This window comes from Candidatus Desulfofervidus auxilii, assembly GCF_001577525.1.
Taxonomy (GTDB): Bacteria; Desulfobacterota; Desulfofervidia; order Desulfofervidales; family Desulfofervidaceae; genus Desulfofervidus; species Desulfofervidus auxilii.
Window position 1 is genome coordinate 2,523,862 of the sequence record NZ_CP013015.1, and the last position, 16,350, is coordinate 2,540,211.

The 16,350-nt window shown below is 37.3% G+C and carries 23 protein-coding genes, 1 other RNA gene and 1 pseudogene; 15 read left to right on the forward strand and 10 right to left on the reverse strand.

Features of this window, described 5'->3' with window-relative positions; genetic code table 11:
* The first annotated feature begins 8 nt into the window (after window positions 1–8).
* From rpmH to rimM, 11 genes and pseudogenes are all read left to right on the forward strand, one after another.
* Window positions 9–149: a 50S ribosomal protein L34 gene (gene rpmH / locus HS1_RS12585; protein WP_066066250.1), complete on the forward strand. Its 141-nt coding sequence runs from the start codon at window positions 9–11 to the stop codon at window positions 147–149.
* 5 nt (window positions 150–154) lie between these two features.
* The gene (rnpA, locus tag HS1_RS12590) at window positions 155–496 is read left to right on the forward strand and encodes a ribonuclease P protein component (RefSeq protein WP_066066253.1); all 342 of its coding nucleotides are present in this window, start codon (window positions 155–157) and stop codon (window positions 494–496) included.
* A complete protein-coding gene (gene yidD / locus HS1_RS12595) occupies window positions 484–693 on the forward strand; it encodes a membrane protein insertion efficiency factor YidD (protein WP_066066257.1) in 210 nt (69 codons plus the stop codon). The genes rnpA and yidD overlap by 13 nt, the downstream gene beginning before the upstream one ends.
* Window positions 694–713: 20 nt before the next feature.
* Window positions 714–2,315: a membrane protein insertase YidC gene (gene yidC / locus HS1_RS12600; RefSeq protein ID WP_066066260.1), complete on the forward strand. Its 1,602-nt coding sequence runs from the start codon at window positions 714–716 to the stop codon at window positions 2,313–2,315.
* An 11-nt stretch (window positions 2,316–2,326) separates the two neighbouring features.
* Window positions 2,327–3,007, forward strand: coding sequence for an RNA-binding cell elongation regulator Jag/EloR (gene jag / locus HS1_RS12605; RefSeq protein ID WP_066066263.1), 681 nt, complete (start codon window positions 2,327–2,329; stop codon window positions 3,005–3,007).
* Between the two features lie 74 nt (window positions 3,008–3,081).
* A pseudogene (locus HS1_RS12610) lies at window positions 3,082–3,341 on the forward strand (UDP-N-acetylglucosamine 2-epimerase); the annotation flags it as partial.
* Window positions 3,341–3,634, forward strand: coding sequence for a TIGR04076 family protein (locus HS1_RS12615; RefSeq protein ID WP_066066269.1), 294 nt, complete (start codon window positions 3,341–3,343; stop codon window positions 3,632–3,634). The pseudogene HS1_RS12610 and the gene HS1_RS12615, both read left to right, overlap by 1 nt.
* Window positions 3,635–3,765: 131 nt before the next feature.
* Complete coding sequence (ffh, locus tag HS1_RS12620) at window positions 3,766–5,103, forward strand: signal recognition particle protein (protein ID WP_066066275.1); 1,338 nt, start codon at window positions 3,766–3,768, stop codon at window positions 5,101–5,103.
* 23 nt (window positions 5,104–5,126) lie between these two features.
* A complete protein-coding gene (gene rpsP, locus HS1_RS12625) occupies window positions 5,127–5,369 on the forward strand; it encodes a 30S ribosomal protein S16 (RefSeq protein WP_066066279.1) in 243 nt (80 codons plus the stop codon).
* A 14-nt stretch (window positions 5,370–5,383) separates the two neighbouring features.
* Entirely contained in the window at window positions 5,384–5,617 is a 234-nt protein-coding gene (locus HS1_RS12630; RefSeq protein ID WP_066066281.1) for a KH domain-containing protein, read from the forward strand.
* Window positions 5,618–5,626: 9 nt separating this feature from the next.
* The gene (gene rimM, locus HS1_RS12635; RefSeq protein WP_066066285.1) at window positions 5,627–6,151 is read left to right on the forward strand and encodes a ribosome maturation factor RimM; all 525 of its coding nucleotides are present in this window, start codon (window positions 5,627–5,629) and stop codon (window positions 6,149–6,151) included.
* Between the two features lie 17 nt (window positions 6,152–6,168).
* Here rimM and HS1_RS12640 read toward each other — a convergent pair whose 3' ends face one another.
* The 10 genes from HS1_RS12640 to HS1_RS12680 all read right to left on the reverse strand — a co-directional run bounded on the left by HS1_RS12640 (window position 6,169) and on the right by HS1_RS12680 (window position 13,620).
* Window positions 6,169–7,314 (reverse strand): pyridoxal phosphate-dependent aminotransferase, encoded by a 1,146-nt coding sequence (locus HS1_RS12640; RefSeq protein WP_066066287.1) that lies wholly within the window; start codon window positions 7,312–7,314, stop codon window positions 6,169–6,171.
* Window positions 7,311–8,048, reverse strand: a complete 738-nt coding sequence (locus tag HS1_RS12645) for a tetratricopeptide repeat protein (RefSeq protein ID WP_066066290.1) — start codon at window positions 8,046–8,048, stop codon at window positions 7,311–7,313. The genes HS1_RS12640 and HS1_RS12645 overlap by 4 nt, the downstream gene beginning before the upstream one ends.
* Window positions 8,048–8,920, reverse strand: coding sequence for an ATP phosphoribosyltransferase (hisG, locus tag HS1_RS12650; RefSeq protein WP_066066292.1), 873 nt, complete (start codon window positions 8,918–8,920; stop codon window positions 8,048–8,050). The genes HS1_RS12645 and hisG overlap by 1 nt, the downstream gene beginning before the upstream one ends.
* A complete protein-coding gene (hisI, locus tag HS1_RS12655; RefSeq protein ID WP_066066296.1) occupies window positions 8,913–9,290 on the reverse strand; it encodes a phosphoribosyl-AMP cyclohydrolase in 378 nt (125 codons plus the stop codon). The genes hisG and hisI overlap by 8 nt, the downstream gene beginning before the upstream one ends.
* Window positions 9,291–9,370: 80 nt before the next feature.
* Window positions 9,371–9,757 carry a PaaI family thioesterase gene (locus tag HS1_RS12660; RefSeq protein ID WP_066066299.1) on the reverse strand — a complete coding sequence of 129 codons (387 nt, stop codon included), beginning with the start codon at window positions 9,755–9,757 and terminating at the stop codon, window positions 9,371–9,373.
* Window positions 9,758–9,768: 11 nt separating this feature from the next.
* Window positions 9,769–10,128, reverse strand: a transfer-messenger RNA (tmRNA) gene (ssrA, locus tag HS1_RS12665).
* 89 nt (window positions 10,129–10,217) lie between these two features.
* Window positions 10,218–10,433, reverse strand: a complete 216-nt coding sequence (gene uxx1 / locus HS1_RS13805; RefSeq protein WP_082757833.1) for a UXX-star selenoprotein family 1 — start codon at window positions 10,431–10,433, stop codon at window positions 10,218–10,220.
* Window positions 10,405–11,331 (reverse strand): M20/M25/M40 family metallo-hydrolase, encoded by a 927-nt coding sequence (locus tag HS1_RS12670; protein WP_156469484.1) that lies wholly within the window; start codon window positions 11,329–11,331, stop codon window positions 10,405–10,407. Before HS1_RS12670 ends, uxx1 begins: the two co-directional genes overlap by 29 nt.
* Window positions 11,304–12,104 (reverse strand): hypothetical protein, encoded by an 801-nt coding sequence (locus tag HS1_RS12675; RefSeq protein ID WP_066066304.1) that lies wholly within the window; start codon window positions 12,102–12,104, stop codon window positions 11,304–11,306. Before HS1_RS12675 ends, HS1_RS12670 begins: the two co-directional genes overlap by 28 nt.
* The gene (locus HS1_RS12680; protein WP_066066307.1) at window positions 12,079–13,620 is read right to left on the reverse strand and encodes a vWA domain-containing protein; all 1,542 of its coding nucleotides are present in this window, start codon (window positions 13,618–13,620) and stop codon (window positions 12,079–12,081) included. Before HS1_RS12680 ends, HS1_RS12675 begins: the two co-directional genes overlap by 26 nt.
* 145 nt (window positions 13,621–13,765) lie before the next feature.
* On the opposite strand from HS1_RS12680, the gene HS1_RS12685 reads away from it, so the two are divergent.
* The 4 genes from HS1_RS12685 to HS1_RS12700 all read left to right on the forward strand — a co-directional run bounded on the left by HS1_RS12685 (window position 13,766) and on the right by HS1_RS12700 (window position 15,960).
* Window positions 13,766–13,984 carry a type II toxin-antitoxin system HicB family antitoxin gene (locus HS1_RS12685; RefSeq protein ID WP_066066312.1) on the forward strand — a complete coding sequence of 73 codons (219 nt, stop codon included), beginning with the start codon at window positions 13,766–13,768 and terminating at the stop codon, window positions 13,982–13,984.
* Entirely contained in the window at window positions 13,981–14,160 is a 180-nt protein-coding gene (locus tag HS1_RS12690; protein ID WP_066066315.1) for a type II toxin-antitoxin system HicA family toxin, read from the forward strand. The genes HS1_RS12685 and HS1_RS12690 overlap by 4 nt, the downstream gene beginning before the upstream one ends.
* A gap of 66 nt (window positions 14,161–14,226) precedes the next feature.
* Window positions 14,227–14,967, forward strand: coding sequence for an ABC transporter ATP-binding protein (locus HS1_RS12695; RefSeq protein ID WP_066066318.1), 741 nt, complete (start codon window positions 14,227–14,229; stop codon window positions 14,965–14,967).
* Between the two features lie 3 nt (window positions 14,968–14,970).
* Entirely contained in the window at window positions 14,971–15,960 is a 990-nt protein-coding gene (locus tag HS1_RS12700) for an MlaD family protein (RefSeq protein ID WP_066066321.1), read from the forward strand.
* Window positions 15,961–16,350 lie beyond the last annotated feature (390 nt).

A 16,350-nucleotide genomic window follows, 5' to 3' on the forward strand; every position in this document is an offset into this window, starting at 1 on the left:
AGTAAAGGATGAAAAGGACTTATCAACCACACATCAAGAAGGGCAAGAGGGTGCATGGATTTTTGGCCCGCAAAAAAACCAAAGCAGGGAGAGAGATTTTAAATCGCCGTAGGGCTAAAGGCAGAAAAAGGCTCACTGTATTTAGCTAAAATGAATGAAATTATTTGGTTTTTCAAAGAAAGAGCACATTCGCAAAAGAAAAGATTTTCTAGCTGTTATAGCCAGCGGGCAAAAATTACAAACAGAACATTTTATTATTTACATGAAAGTAAACTCTCAACCATTTTCCAGGTTGGGAATAACTGTGAGCCGTCAGGTAGGAAAAGCGGTGCAAAGAAATCGGGTAAAGCGTTTATTGCGGGAATTTTTTCGGCTGCACAAAAAAGACTTTTATCGCGGGCTAGACTTGGTTATTATTGCTAAAAAAGGGGCAGCCGATTTAACTTATCAGCAGGTAAGTGGAGAATTAAGTAAAGTATTAAGATGCAAAGATTAATTATTTTTCTTATAAAATTATATCAAAGAATAATTTCTCCCTTATTCCCACCTTCTTGCCGTTTTTATCCTTCTTGTTCGGCCTATGCCATTGAGGCTATTGGTCGTTATGGTCTTATAAAAGGAGGACTGAAGGCTATCTTAAGATTGGCTAAGTGTCATCCTTTTCATCCTGGTGGTTATGACCCTGTAAAGTAAAAATTTTTTTAGGAGAAGAAATGGCTTATCGTGCTCTTTTAGCCTTTGTTATTTCTATATTAATACTGGTTTTGTATAATTATTTTTTCCCACCGCAGAGACCAGTGGTAAAAAAATCTACACCTCCAAGTGCTTCCCTTCAGAAACAGGAAGATAAGTCAGAAGAAAAAAATATTGTTTTGCCTAGCTCCCTAGAAAAATCATACAAAGTAAAGAATTTGGGAAGAGAAATTACTGTTTCTACTCCTCTTTACCAAACCATTTTTTATGAATCAGGGGCAGTGATAAAAAGTTTTATTTTAAAAAAATATCGCCAAAATGTGGCTCCTGATTCACCGCTTCAGGAAATTATAGAAGCTAAGCCACCTTATTTGCCTTTAAGCATTGATTTCTTACAACATAAAGATTTTTTAAAAGATGTTAAATTTCAAGCAGACAAACACACAATGAATCTTACTTCCCAAGACACTCCCCAATCACTTACCTTTACGGCTGAAGTAAATGGTATAATAATAAAAAAGACCTTTGTTTTTTACCCTGATAGTTATGAGATTGATTTTGATCTGAGCTTGATAAATCGAACTCAGAGGCCATTTCAAGATAACTTGGCTATCTCTTTAGCGAATAAATGGCCTAAAAGAGAACGTTATGGTTTTTATGGTGGGATTGTTTTAATAAATGGTCAATTTGAAGAGATAAAGTGGAAAAAAATCAAATCCCAAGTGGTAAAATCAGGAAATATTCAGTGGGCAGGTCTAAGTGATAAATACTTTGCTACCATTATTGTTAATAAAGATGCCCCAAAGGCTTCTTTTATAGTGAATAAACAAAAAGAGCACCTTGTAGCCAACTTACTAATTCCTCCTGTAGAAGTAGAGTCCCAAAAAGAAAAAACAGCTTCTTTTCTCCTCTATTTTGGGCCTAAAGAGTTAGAAAGATTAAAAAAACTGGATTTTCATTTAGATAAAGCAGTCGATTTTGGTTTTTTTGATATTATTGCTAAACCCTTACTTTATATTTTGAGATGGTTTTATAAATATGTTCATAACTATGGAATAGCTATTATCTTACTCACAGTAGTGATTAAGGTCCTTTTTTGGCCTTTAACACATACCAGTTATAAATCTATGCAAGAAATGCAAAAGTTGCAGCCTCATATTAATCGGCTTAGGGAAAAATATAAAGATGATAAGGAACGGCTAAACAAAGAGTTGATGAATATATATAAAACTTACAAGGTTAACCCCTTAGGTGGATGTTTACCCATAATTCTCCAAATCCCTGTGTTTTTTGCTTTATATAAGGCATTACTTTATGCTATTGAGCTCAGACATGCCAATTTTATCACTTATTTGCCTTTTACTGATAAAATCTGGTTGGCCGATTTATCGGCTAAAGACCCATATTATATTACCCCTATTTTAATGGGTATTTCTATGGTGATACAGCAAAAAATGACGCCCAGTGCTATGGGACCGGGACAATCTAAATTCATGCTTCTGATGCCTGTGTTTTTTACTTTTCTCTTTCTCAACTTTCCTTCTGGTTTAGTGATTTATTGGCTGGTAAACAATCTGTTATCTATTGTGCAACAATTTTACATTAACCGAAAAATGCAATAAAGGAGGGTAAGATGGAAACGTTCGAGTTTGAGGGTAAAACCGTAGAGGAAGCCATTAATATTGCTTGTGAAACCCTCAAGGTTAATAAAGAAGATTTAGAAATAGAAGTCCTTTCTGAGGATTCTGGGGGCTTTTTGAGAATGATAGGAGTTAAAAAAGCCAAAATCAGGGTTAGTCTCAAAAAAACCAGAGAAGAGGCCATAAGGCTTGTCCAAGAAATGTTAGAAAAAATGCTTTCTTATTTTCCCATGCCTACCAAGATAGAAACCGAAATTTTGCCAAAAGAGGTTAGATTAAATATCATAGGTGATGGCTCAGGAATTTTAATTGGAAAGCAGGGACAAACCCTCATGGAACTGGACTACCTTTTCAAAAGGATGGTGCAAAAACAATGGGGTGGAATATTACCTATAAGAATTATTTTAGATGCCGAAGGTTATCGCAAAAAGAAAATTAACACCCTTAAAGAACTAGCTAAAAAACTAGCAGCACGTGTGAAAAAAACAGGTAAGGTTTTTTCTACTTCACCTCTCTCTGCAAGAGAACGTAAAATTATTCACCTTACCTTACAAAAAGATCAGGAGGTCAAGACGCAAAGTGTGGGTGAAGGGGAATTAAAGCGGGTAAACATCATTCCACTACATCCTAAAACTGCTAAATGGGAAGGAGAGCAAGCAGTAAATAAAGATTAACTGTGCTAGCTAGGGGTCAGGGTCAAACCTACAAAATACAATTAAACCATCTTAATCCAAATGTTAAGAGGTGAGACCCTGGAGGTGTTCAAGAAAAAGTGCCTTCATTTAGGAAGCCTGTTTCGGTTATGCGTAAAATAACTGAGCGACCAGAAGGGATTGAAGCTGGAACAGCGAAATTGGTTGGTTTTGAAAATGAAAAGATTTACTCAGAAACGATGAGGCTACTGGAAGATAAAACTTATATCAGAGTATGGCCAAGGCAAAAAATCCCTATGCCGACGGCAAAGCAACAGAAAGGATTGTAGATATCTTGGAAGAGGTGTTACATTAATGGATTTAGTAATCAGGGTTAAAGAAATTATAGGCCATTGCCCCGTCTATAAAGTAGGGGATATATTTGTTTTAGAGGAAGGCTATAAGATCAATCCTAAAAAATCCTGCACTATTTGTATGCATTCCTTATCAGCTATCATGCCCTATCATGTGGCATTAAGTCATGGTATAGAACCAAGGCAAATTGGGTTAGCTAAGGAAGGCAATAAAGCCTATGTCCAATGTCTAGACCCATGCAAGTATACTGGTGGTGGCACGGTAATCTTTGAAATTTTAATTAAATCAGATTAACTAGTTCACTGTCTATAAAATGAAAGAGCCTTTTCTGGGGAAAGTCCTGTGTTAGAAACTAAAATTATATTGCTAAAACCTACAGATTGTGTAAAATGCTGTAAAACTATTTGAGATTTAAAGGTGAAACTATGTTTGATAACTTGAGTGAAAAGTTAAACACCATTTTCAAAAAGTTGAAAGGGCATGGGCATCTTACAGAGGAACATATCAATAAGGCCTTGAAAGAAGTGAAATTAGCTCTATTAGAAGCAGATGTTAACTATAAAGTGGTCAAGGAATTTCTAAACCGCGTTAAGGAAAAGGCTATAGGGCAGGAAGTAATGCGTAGTCTGACCCCAGCTCAACAGGTGATAAAAATAGTTAGAGATGAATTGACAACCTTAATGGGAGGAAGTGGAGCTGAGCTAAACCTTAAAGGTATGCCAAGTATTATCATGTTAGTTGGTCTCCAAGGGTCTGGAAAGACCACAACATGTGCTAAATTAGCCAAATTTCTTAAAGAAAAGGGAGGAAAGTCTTCTTATTTAGTCCCAGCCGATACTTATCGTCCTGCTGCTATTGAACAACTTCAGAAACTGGGACAACAGTTGGGAATAGAAGTATTCCCTGCCCAAAACTCACAAACTCCTATGGAGATTTGTATTAATGCACTCACAGAAGCAAGGCGACGCGGTTATGATGCAATTATTATTGATACAGCAGGTAGGCTACATATTGATGAAAAAATGATGGATGAGCTGAAACAACTTAAAGAGCGACTTATGCCCCAAGAAATCCTTCTGGTGGCTGATGCCATGACCGGTCAAGATGCGGTAAACATAGCTAAGACTTTTAATCAAGCTTTGGGTATCACAGGCGTTATTCTTACTAAGATGGAAGGAGATGCCAGAGGAGGTGCGGCCCTTTCTATTAAAGCAGTTACCCAAAAACCTATCAAGTTTGTGGGTGTAGGAGAAAAATTGAATGCCCTTGAGGTATTTTATCCGGACCGAGTAGCTTCACGCATTTTGGGTATGGGAGATATCCTTTCTTTAATTGAAAAAGCAGAAGAAACCATGGATGTCCAAAAAGCAAAGGAGTTAGAGCGAAAGATTAGAAAGAGTGAATTTACCTTAGAGGATTTTCGGGACCAATTGAGGCGAATCCGCAAAATGGGTTCACTAGAGCAAATTTTGAGTATGATACCTGGCCTTTCTCAAATGAAACAATTTAAAAATTTGCAAATAGATGAAAGGGAATTGGTAAGAATAGAAGCTATTATTAATTCTATGACCAAAGAAGAAAGGTTGAGGCCAGAAATTATTAATGGGAAACGGCGGAAACGCATTGCTTATGGTAGTGGGACTACCGTGCAAGAAATAAACAGGTTACTTAAAAACTATAATGAAACTAAAAAAATGATTAAAAGCTTTACAAAAAAAGGAAAAAAGGGTAAAAGAATAAATTTAATAGATTTTTTTCATTAAAAAGGAGGTGATAGTAAAAGTAGATGGCAGTGAAAATACGACTTATGCGGATGGGAGCGAAGAAGAGGCCATTTTATAGGATTGTGGCTACAGAAGCAAGAAGGGCTCGTGATGGGAAGTATTTGGAAGTAGTGGGATTTTACAACCCTCTTACTGATCCTGCTGAGGTAAAAGTGAATAAAGAAACATTACAAAAATGGATGGGACTGGGAGCCCAAATTACAGAAACCGTGAAGGCTTTGTTAAAAAGGCAAGGAATTTTATAAAGTGGAGGTGCGAGATGCTGAGAGAATTAGTAGAATTTATTGCTAAATCTTTAGTAGACAATCCTAATGCGGTAGAAGTGAGGGAAATAGAAGGAGAGCAGACCTCAGTTATAGAGTTAAAGGTAGCAAAACAAGATTTGGGAAAAGTGATAGGCAAACAAGGTCGTACTGCACGAGCGATGCGCACCATTTTGAATGCTGCCTCTACTAAAGTCAAAAAAAGGGCAGTTTTAGAAATTATTGAATAAAATAGACCGATGAGGAAAGAATTTCTCCTCATTGGTAAAATAGTTAACACTCACGGTATAAAGGGCAAAATAAGGGTAATCCCTTATGCGGATTCCACAGAGAGTTTTAGGGTGGGGGGAGAGGTGTTTTTAAAGCAGAAAAGCGGTCCTCTGCGGTTATATCATCTTCGTGGAATAAAGTCCCATAAAAAATTTTACATTCTCTCCTTGGCTGAAATTGACCATATTAATGAAGCTGAGACATTAATAGGTGCTGACATATATATTAAAAAATCTAGTCTTCCCCCTTTGAATAAAGAGAGCGAATATTACTGGTATCAGGTTTTAGGATTAAAGGTGTGTCTGAAGAATGCAGAAAAATGTTTGGGCAAAATAAAATACGTTTTTAACACTGGGAGTAATGATATTTTTGTGGTTCACAATAAGAAAGAAAAAAAAGAATATCTCATTCCTTCTATTGAGGATGTAATAGAAAAGTTTGATTGGACCCATGGAGTATTGTGGATTAAGCCTATGCCAGGGCTTTTAGAATGAATATGAGAAGGACAGATTTAACCTCCATATTGGTTCACATAGTTTTTGAGACGGTTCAAACCCTCTTTAATATTTTTTAAGGAATTGGCATAAGAAATACGCAAGAATCCTTCTCCTTCACTGCCAAAATCAATACCTGGTGTTACAGCCACTTTTATCTTTTCTAGAATATCAAAGGCTAAAGTATAGCTGTCTTGACTGAGATGTTTGACATTGATAAAGAAATAAAAGGCTCCTTGAGGAGGTGTTTTTAAAGAAAACCCTAGTTCCTTTAAAGCCTTGTAAAGATAAAGACGCCTTTGGTTATAAATTTGGCGCATTTTTAATACTTCAGGCTGGGCCTTTTTTAAGGCTGCCAAGGCTGCATATTGAGCAAAAGATGGAGCACAAATAAAGAAATTTTGTTGAATTTTTTGCATGGGACGAACAAAAGACGAAGGTACAATGAGATAACCCAAACGCCATCCTGTCATAGCATATGCCTTAGAAAAACCATTTAAAACAAAGGCATTATCAGTAAATTCTAAAGCTGAATGTTCCACCTCTTCATAAACAAGTTGGTGATAGATTTCGTCTGAGATAATAGATATTCCAAGTTCAGCTATGGCTTGCATTATTTCGCCTGGGGTGAGCATGCCTGTGGGATTGGCAGGTGAATTGACAATGATGCCCTTTGTCCGAGGAGAGATGGCTTTTTTTATCTGGTCTACATCATAGATAAAATTATTCTCTTCCCTTACAGGAATAAAAATAGGTTTTCCTCCCAAGAAACGAATAAAATTAGGATAACAAGCATAATGAGGATTTGGCAAAATGATTTCATCCCCTGGTTCTAAAAGGCTAGAAAAGATAAGAAACATGGCAGGAGAAGTACCTGCAGTAATAATAATATTCTCCGGAGAAATGGCCACTCCATATTTTTGTTGATAGTGCTCTGCAATTGTCTCTCTTAATTCAAAAATGCCAAGACTATGAGTGTAATGGGTTTTACCTGCTTTAAGAGCCTTTTTTGCTGCTTCTTTAATACACGAGGGAGTGGCAAAATCAGGTTCACCTACTTCAAGATGGATAATATTTTCTCCCTGTTTTTCCAGAATTTGGGCCCTTTCTAATACATCCATGACCAGAAAGGGAGGCATTTCTTGTGCTCGTTTAGCAATCATTGAAGGTCTTTCAACATTTTTTGAGCATGTTGACGGAGCCCACCCTGATCTAATTGAATAACCCTTTTAAAATATTCCTTGGCCTTTTCTTTCTCACCTTTGAGAAAATAAATAAGAGCCATACGGTAGTAAAGAGGGGCCGCTTCAGGTAGATATTGAATACCTTCTTGATAAACATTAAGAGCCCTATCATATTGCTTTTGTATTTCCCATGCTCTCCCTAATCCCAAATAAGCAGGAAGATAAAGGAGATTAACCTCTATTGCGTGTCTAAAGGCATTTTGGGCCTCGCTATACTTCTTTTGAAGAATGTAGCAAGAACCAAGATTAGTATAAGCTACTTCAGGTGTAGGATAGACATAAATATTTATAGCCTTTTTAAAACATCTTTCTGCTTCTCTCAACTTTTTTTGGCGTAAGTATAATAATCCAAGATTATTATAAGCCGCCCCATATTCTGGGTTTAATTGAATACTCTTTTTAAACTGAGCCTCAGCCTTGTCCAAATCTCCTCGGGCCATGTAAGCCAAGCCAAGGTCTAAATAAATGTCAGGATTTTGAGGGTCAAGTTTTTGTGCCTGAACTAATTCTCTTAGAGCAAATCCTGGTTTTCCTTGTCTAAGATAAGAATCTCCTAAGCGAAAGTGAATTTCTGCCTCCTTTTTTTTATTTAAAGCATTAGAGGCACAGCTTATCATAAAAATAAATATCCAGAGATAAATAAACCACCGCATCAAATTACCTTATGTAAGGGATATTCAATAATTCCTTCAGCTCCAGCCTTTTTTAACTTGGGGATTAAATCACGAACTGTTTTATTATTGACTACGGTCTCCACTGCACACCACTCTTGATTATGTAAGGAAGAAATGGTTGGGGCATTAAGGCTAGGAAGCAATTTAATTACTGCCCCCAATTTTTGTTTAAGGACATTCATTTTCAACCCTACCATGTGATAGCCTTGTAAGGCGCCCTTTAACAATAGAGCAATCTGCTCTATTTTTTCTCGTTTCCATGGGTCTTCCCAACTCTTAGGATGGGCAATGAGTTGAGGATTAGAAACCATTAATTCCTTAAGGATTTTCAATCCATGTGTCTTTAAAGTTGTGCCTGTCTCTGTGACTTCAACAATGGCATCTGCTAAACCAGAGACTATTTTGGCCTCTGTAGCCCCCCAGGAAAATTCCACTATAACATTTATTCCCTGGCTGGCAAAATATTTTTTGGTAAAATTAACCAATTCAGTGGCCACTTTTTTCCCTTCCAAATCTTTAACATCCTTAATAGTAGAATCCCCAGCTACTGCTAAACACCATTTAGTAGGATGCATACTAGTTTTAGAATAAATTAAATCAGCAATTACTACCACTTGAGAATCATTTTCTAAAATCCAATCCTTGCCTGTAATTCCTACATCCAGGGTTCCATTTTCAACGTATCTTGACATTTCCTGTGCTCTGCACATACTACATTCTATTTCTTCATCATCTATGGTGGGAAAATAACTCCTATCGCCTAATTTGATTTTCCAACCAGCGTGAGCAAATAACTCAATGGTTGCGTTTTGCAAGCTGCCTTTTGGAATACCTAATCTGAGCTTATTCATTTTTATAGACCTCTTTCGGATTGAAAGCTTTTTTGCTCATAATCTTTAACCTGCCATTTTCTAATTTACGGTAAAAACAGCTTCGATAACCCTTATGACATGCTGCTCCGATTTGTTCTACCTTTAACAACAAAGTATCATTGTCACAATCTACAAAGATTTCCTTTACCTTTTGTATATGTCCGGATGAGCCACCTTTTTTCCATAGGGTTTTTCTAGTGCGGCTGTAATAATGAGCAATTCCTGTTCCTTGAGTTTTTTCCCAAGCCTCTTCATTCATAAAGGCCAACATTAAAACTTCTCCGGTTTGATAATCCTGAGCAATAACAGGGATGAGGCCATTATTTTTGCTAAAATCTAAGTCAACCATATCACTCCCTTATTTTTATTTCGGTAAATATTAACTATATAGCCATATTTTTGCAAGACTTTTTGAGAAAGTGAGGATTTTTAAGGTTTGACAAACAAAGATACCCCTTCTGCTGAAGCAATGAGTTTATTATCACTCAATCTTTGCATTTCTGCCCTTGTTTTTGCTTTACGCCTTGTTTGTTCTTCAATCCATCCTGTTATAAGCACTTTTTCATTAGGATGTAGAACACTACGAAATGTTACATTAAGGTGTGTAGTTAAGGCAGGTCCTATTTGACCTACAGCATAGGCCATAATTTCATCCAAAACAGTGGCAATAAGACCTCCATGGATGACTTCTTTCCATCCTTGATATTCAGGGGCAAAACTGTAATAGGCCTTTGCTATTCCATTTTCAAAAAATACTTTAAATCCAAGACTCTTTGGGTTTTTAGGCCCACAGACAAAGCAGTAAGAACTATCCATTTAAACTAATTTGGTGGAGGTGGCGGGAATCGAACCCGCGTCCGAGGATGCTAAGTTTAAGCATCTACATGCTTAGTCCGGATTCCCATATTCGCCTTTGCCCTTTTTCCGAACAAAAAGGACAAAAGCTAGCCCATTTAAAGTTTCGCTATTAAATGTTATGGGCACCATTTAATAGCTAGCCTGCTTTACCGACGCCTGTCCTCAGTCCTGCAGGCCGGACTGGGCAGACGCTGGCTGTCTTAATTAAGCAGCCAGGGCATAGCCATAATCATTGGCACTTGTTTTGTCCTATCTTTTTCACGAGGAGATAGGAATCCCCGGCATGCAGCTTAAACCTTCTACATCCTCGTCGAACCCTTTTCACCCCCTCTTTAGGAGATTATAAACATTTTTTCTAAAAAGAGCAAGAAATAAATCTCAAATTATCCATACTGACAAACTGCCAGTCCTATACACCTCAACTTCCACCAAAGCCGATAGTTACATGGTTTTCTTCTATAATTACCGGAACTTGCCTTTTCCCTTTAGAATGTCTGAGCATTTCTTCAAGCTTTTCAGGATCTTGTAAAACATTAATATATACTACTTGATAGCCTTTTTTAGCATACGCTTCCCGAGCGTTTCTGGTGTAAGGTCAAATGTCCTTACCATAAATTAATACTTGTTTTGACATCTTCGCCCTCCCTTATAATGAAATACATTAAACTTTTTACCAGTTCTGCCATCATGGTCAAGTTTAGAGTTTCCATCCTATCCTTGTGAGTGTGATAATAAGGGTTCCGATAAAATGCGGTATCTGTTATCATCACTGCCTTAAACCCCTTATCCCAGAAAGAAGCGTGGTCACTTAAACGCACCTGATAAAGGAGATAGCCATCTCCTGGGACAGTTAGAGACACTACAGGTAGAGCAGGGTTTAGTTTAAAAGTAGAGACAATCTTTTCAACTACATCCTTAGAACGTTTATTGCCAATCACACCTATGAAATTCCCTGTCTTAGGGTATCCAAAAAATTGAAGTGGAAAGGGAAATTTTTGGCTTTTTTCTTCATTAGTATAATAACCCACCATTTCCAGACAAATTACCCCATCTATCCTCTCTTTTTCCTCTTTTGCTCTTTTGGCGTAAACCCGGCTCCCCATATAGCGGGTGGCAAATAAGGGTGGCTCTTCGGCCGTAAAGGCAACAAATTTAACAGGAGTTTTTATGATATTGAATTCCTTAATAAGTCTAGCCAGTTCCAGCATAACGGCAATGCTGCTTCCATTATCATCTGCTCCAGGTGAGCCAGTTACTGTGTCATAATGGGCACATATAAGATAATTTTTAATAGTTTTTGAAGATGGGATGGCAATAATGTTGGTCAATTCCTTGTCCATAAAATTGTATTTCTGGGTCTCAACCTCATAACCCAAATCTGAAAAACAAGAAATAATGTAATTGGCTGCCTGTTTCAGTTTATGATATTTATAAATACTGCGGTCTCCTATTTCTTTGGTTAATATATGTAAGTGATGCTGTAATGATTGTTTAACTTGGTCTTTCAAATCTTGGTCCATTTGTTTTGCCACTGATAAACTTCACCTCCATAGCGATCAGAGGTGATGGATTTTATCGCTCCTTTTATCCAAATACTGCCTCCTTGCATTTCTTCACCCAGCCAAAAGCCCACATTTCCTCCTACCCAGATTTCTCCTCCTTGCATCCTCATACCCAAAGTATGCTTTGCATCTCCTTCAATTTCTATTTTTCCATCTCCCATTCCCTGTCCTGCCCAGCTTCCGGCATTACCCTTTATAATAATGTTTCCTCCTTTCATCCACCGTCCAAGGTAACCACCTACATTTCCTCTTACCTCTATCTTTCCACTTTCCATCTCTACACCTAGATAATAAAGTCGACCTCCTTCTAAGACCAAAGTGCCTTTATGATGACGATAACCCATTCCCGAAATGGTGCTTCGATAAGGAGAGAGGTCTAGATGGAGGTATGTGTCTTCTTTCATAAGTGAGTGACATAGACCCGAAATAAAACATCCTAAAAGGCCACCTCCCACATATTTGGGTAATATCTGATGAAAAAAAAGAAGAAGCTCAGGAAGTTTTATTTCATAGTCTGAAGCACATTTTTTCCCAAATAAAAAGATTTTTTCAATATGTTTGGCAACTTCCCAGGCACGTAAATTTTTAATAAAATTGTAATATTCCTTGGCCATTTCTTCCAGCTTGTCATAAGTAGGTTTTATAGCTTGGCGGTAATGAATTTTTCGGTTTCTCTGGGAAGGAATCCTTTTTAAATTAAGAATTTCTGGTCTTTTTTCAAGAATCCTTTTTATCTCTGACATACTCAGCAAAACTCTTACCTATGGCTATTTTGGGAATGTCTGTTTCATTTTCTACCTCTACAAAGGTCACCCAAGGGGGCAGATTTTCTTTTAAGGCGTGGTAATGCCTATGAAAGGCATAGGTTTTTCCCACATCTGTCTTGATCCAGATAAAGGTAAGACGCTGTTTCAAAGAAGAAAGTGTTTCCATTAATGGAGAAAGGTTTTCTATACCGGCATCAGTAATTATTATACAGTCAGCATTTTCTGCTTTTTCCATGTAGGCTTTAAATTCTTCTAAATGAAGGGTAGTTCCTCCTCTTTGATGAAATTTAAGAAGTTGATACACTTTTTGTCTCTCTCTTGTTGGAAATAACTCTAAATTCTTATCAGAAAAGTTGATTACCCCTACTTTTGCTCCTGCCTCTAAGTAATTTCTGGCAATGGCAAAGGCAGCCAAAACAGCATAAGAGGTTTCTCTATCTGGGTGTTTCATACTTCCAGAAGAATCCATTACAATGATGGCATCAGGGACTTTTACCTTAATTTCTCCCTCAAAATAACTCATTTTATATCGCTTAGAAATACCAGGAAGAAATTGTCCATAACTTTCAATAAAACTAAAGGTCTCAATGGGGTCTTCTAGGGAAAAATCTCTTATTTCTGAAGGATAAAGAGAATCGGTTTTTTGTGTCCCTGAAATATAAATGGCATAACGCTGGGCCCTTGTTTCATACCAAGAGGTCTCTGGAGGTATAAATGGTCTTGCTTGTTCTTTCTTGCCTGGTCTAATTCCCAACCCCCTTTTTATTAAAAAAGGGCTTCCTAAAATCTTTTCCATCACCTTTTCATATTTTTCTACATCCAGTTCTTCTGCAATGTCCCTCATGGCCTTTCTCAATTCAGAAGGAGAAAAGTGTTCCCAGGAAAAGAAATAAAAAGGCACTTCAGTCTCTTCCGCCATATCTTTGATAATTTCTGCAAATTGCTTTATATTATTTTTCAACCGGGCGCGGCCTGTATCTAGAAAATCTATCTGGAGTAAGGCATCAAGCCTTTTTTGGAGATATTTGTCTATTTCTAACTTACCGAAAGAAAGCCCGGTCACTTCTTGATAAAATGCTCTTAATAGGCAATCTATTTTGCTTTTTAAAGCCAATTCTTGATATACCTGGGCTATTTCTTCCAGCCCCTTATTTACAACTAGGTCAATGGTTACGATAACATCATCAAACAGGTTTCTGATCATCACTTGGGACTCGGTCTCATATTCATCTAGCCAACTGGTTTCTAAAATAACTGTCTTTAAGTCATAAGGATGTTTTACCCAATGATTGAGTTCGTGATGGAAAAGACCAATGACAGCCTTTGGTGAAAGGTGGGAAATAAATTTTTCCCCCACGATGATTTTATATTTTGGACTTACAAAATCTATTTCACTAGTTCCTTCTTGAGCGATTTTACATTCACAGATAGGAGGATAACAAAGGTCAGCTCGGGCCTTTTGAAATAATTTTTTTAGCTGCTCTCTGTTCATATCTTTCTAATTTAACATGAGTCTCTGTCAAGTTGCAAGGCGATATCAAACCCAAAATCCGTGATTTGTTTTGGGAATTAGTTGACAAAGTTGAAATGTAATATAATTAAATTAAAAGTTATACTAACTAAAAATAGGAGGAGATATGAAAGCTGAGTTTACAGCAATTATTGAGCCAGCACCTGAAGGTGGATATTGGGCCATCTGCCCAGAGGTGCCTGGGGCTAATGGACAAGGTGAAACAATAGAAGAGGCAAAGAATAACTTGCGAGAAGCTATTGAACTGATTTTAGAAGATCGCAGGCAAGATATTCTTCGTGGGTTACCAAAAGATGTAATACGGGAAAAGATAGTAATTGGGTGAAACGGCACGAGTTAGAGCGAAGATTAAGAATTGCTGGTTGTTATTTAAAACGAGAAGGTAAATCCCATTCTCTTTGGATCAATCCTAAAACAGGCGTTATTGAAGCACTACCACGACATAATGAGAGTAAAGAGCCATTAGCAAAAAAGATACTTAAGAATTTAAATGCAGAATGAAAAGCATAACAAGACGCTCCAGCGGACGGCGTTACACGCCGCCGCTGAGCTTGGTCGGTAGATAATATGAGATGGATTGTTTGCACTCAGAATTTGGCTAAATCTTTTGGAGCGTTAAAGGTATTAAAGGAAGTCAATCTAGAAGTTTATCCTGGGGAAACAGTGGTGATTTTGGGGGGCAGTGGGAGCGGAAAATCGGTATTGCTTCAAATTTTAGTGGGATTGGTGCCAGCTGATAGTGGTAGAATATGGCTTCATGGCTATGAAGTAACCCAGTTTCGAAAAGAAAAAGATTGGTATCCTGTGCGGCTTAAAACCGGTTTTTTGTTCCAGATAGGAGGGCTTTATGATTCTATGACCGTCTTTGAAAATATTGCTTTTGCTATGCGCTATCACTTACGCTTGCCGGAAAAAGAGATAAAAAAAAGAGTGCAAAAGATTTTGGATTCTGTTCAATTAAAAGGAGTAGAAGAAAAATATCCTGCTGAACTTTCTGGAGGAATGCAAAAGCGAGTGGGACTTGCACGAGCAATTGCCTTAAATCCACCTTTAATTTTATATGATGAGCCTACTACCGGGCTAGACCCTATTATGGGTGATTCCATTAGTAGACTTATCCGCCACCTCCAAAGGACCTATAATATTTCTGCCATTGTGGTTACCCACGATTTATCCTGTGCCTTTAAGGTGGCGGATAGAATTATGTTGCTTTATGATGGCAAAATCATGATAAGTGGTCCAGTAGAAGAAGTTAAAAAAAGCGATAATCCTTATTTTAAACAATTTTTGAAGGCGATCAAGGAGTAAATAATGAAAGAAAAATGGTTTTTTGTTTTAAAGACAGCTATTTTTCTAATTTTCTCATTTGCACTTTTAGGAACAGTGATAATTTTTTTAGGAAAGGAAAGACCTTATTTTAAAAAAACCTTTATCTTGAAGACCCAATTTCGGTCCGTAGCCGGCCTTTCCTCGGAATCTCCGGTATATCGTTATGGACTTCAAGTAGGCCATGTGGCAGATTTTCAGTTTCTTAAAGACGGTAGAGTAGAAGTGATTATGCGTATTGAAAAACGTTTCCACTCTCAATTTCACAAGGATTGTTATGCCAAAATTGTCCCTGTAGGGATTTTAGGAGACAAAGCTGTAGATATTGTGGGGGGAAAACCAGACACACCCATTTTGGCAGAGGGAAGTGTTATTAACTCGGTAGAACCCATTACTTTGGAAGAAATTGCTTCTCGGGCAAAACCATTACTGGATAAAACTACAATTATCGCTGCTAATTTAGCTGAAATTACTGATAATATAAAACGGGAACACACTACTTACCAGAATATCTTTCATAATATAGCAAAAATTACAGACAAGATTGCTAGAGGTGAAGGCACCCTTGGTGCTTTAGTCCAAAAAGAAGATCTTTATAAAGAAACAGTAGCTACAGTCCGAAAAGCAGGAGAGACTATGCATAAAACCCATGCCTTTATAACCTCTTTGCAACAGAGAAGTAAACAACTAAAACCAATTTTAGCTGAAACTGAACAGGTGGCTTCAGACCTTACTACTTTATTGGCTCAAATGAAAATATTTATAGAGAAGTTGAACCACTGGATAGAAGAAACTCAGAAAATAACAAAAGAACTTTCTTATACTTCTATTCAATTACGAACAGCTTCGGGGGATTTACCAATAGTTATGAAAAATCTTCGCCATGCTTCCCAAGGAGCAGTTGAAGTAATAGAAGCTGCCAAAAAAAGCTGGTTTATCAGACGCTATTTACCTAAAGAAAAAAAGAAGAGATAGCCTTTTGACCATTTTTGCACCTTTTAGGTGACAGGGATACGTCAAAGTCAGGCCATAAGTAATTTAACAAAAAGAACAAACGTTTAAATATAGTCAAAAATCCAAATGCCAAAATGCCAAAACATTAAATCAGTGAGTAGTGAAATAGTGAGGGAATGAAATAGTCAAATGTAGTGGAATTGGGGTCTATAATTAAAAGTGAGAGTAAAAAATAGGGAATGAAATTAAGAAGCCTTCTTTATGTGATATAAATGATAAATGGCTAGGGGAACATTTGTGGCTAACGGGGTCAGTCAATAATGTTGAATTATTGTGACTCGGTTTGAATTGCCGGATGTTCTCCTGCCAATACCCTGTCTAATGGAAAGGTGCCTTTAAGTGGCTATTATA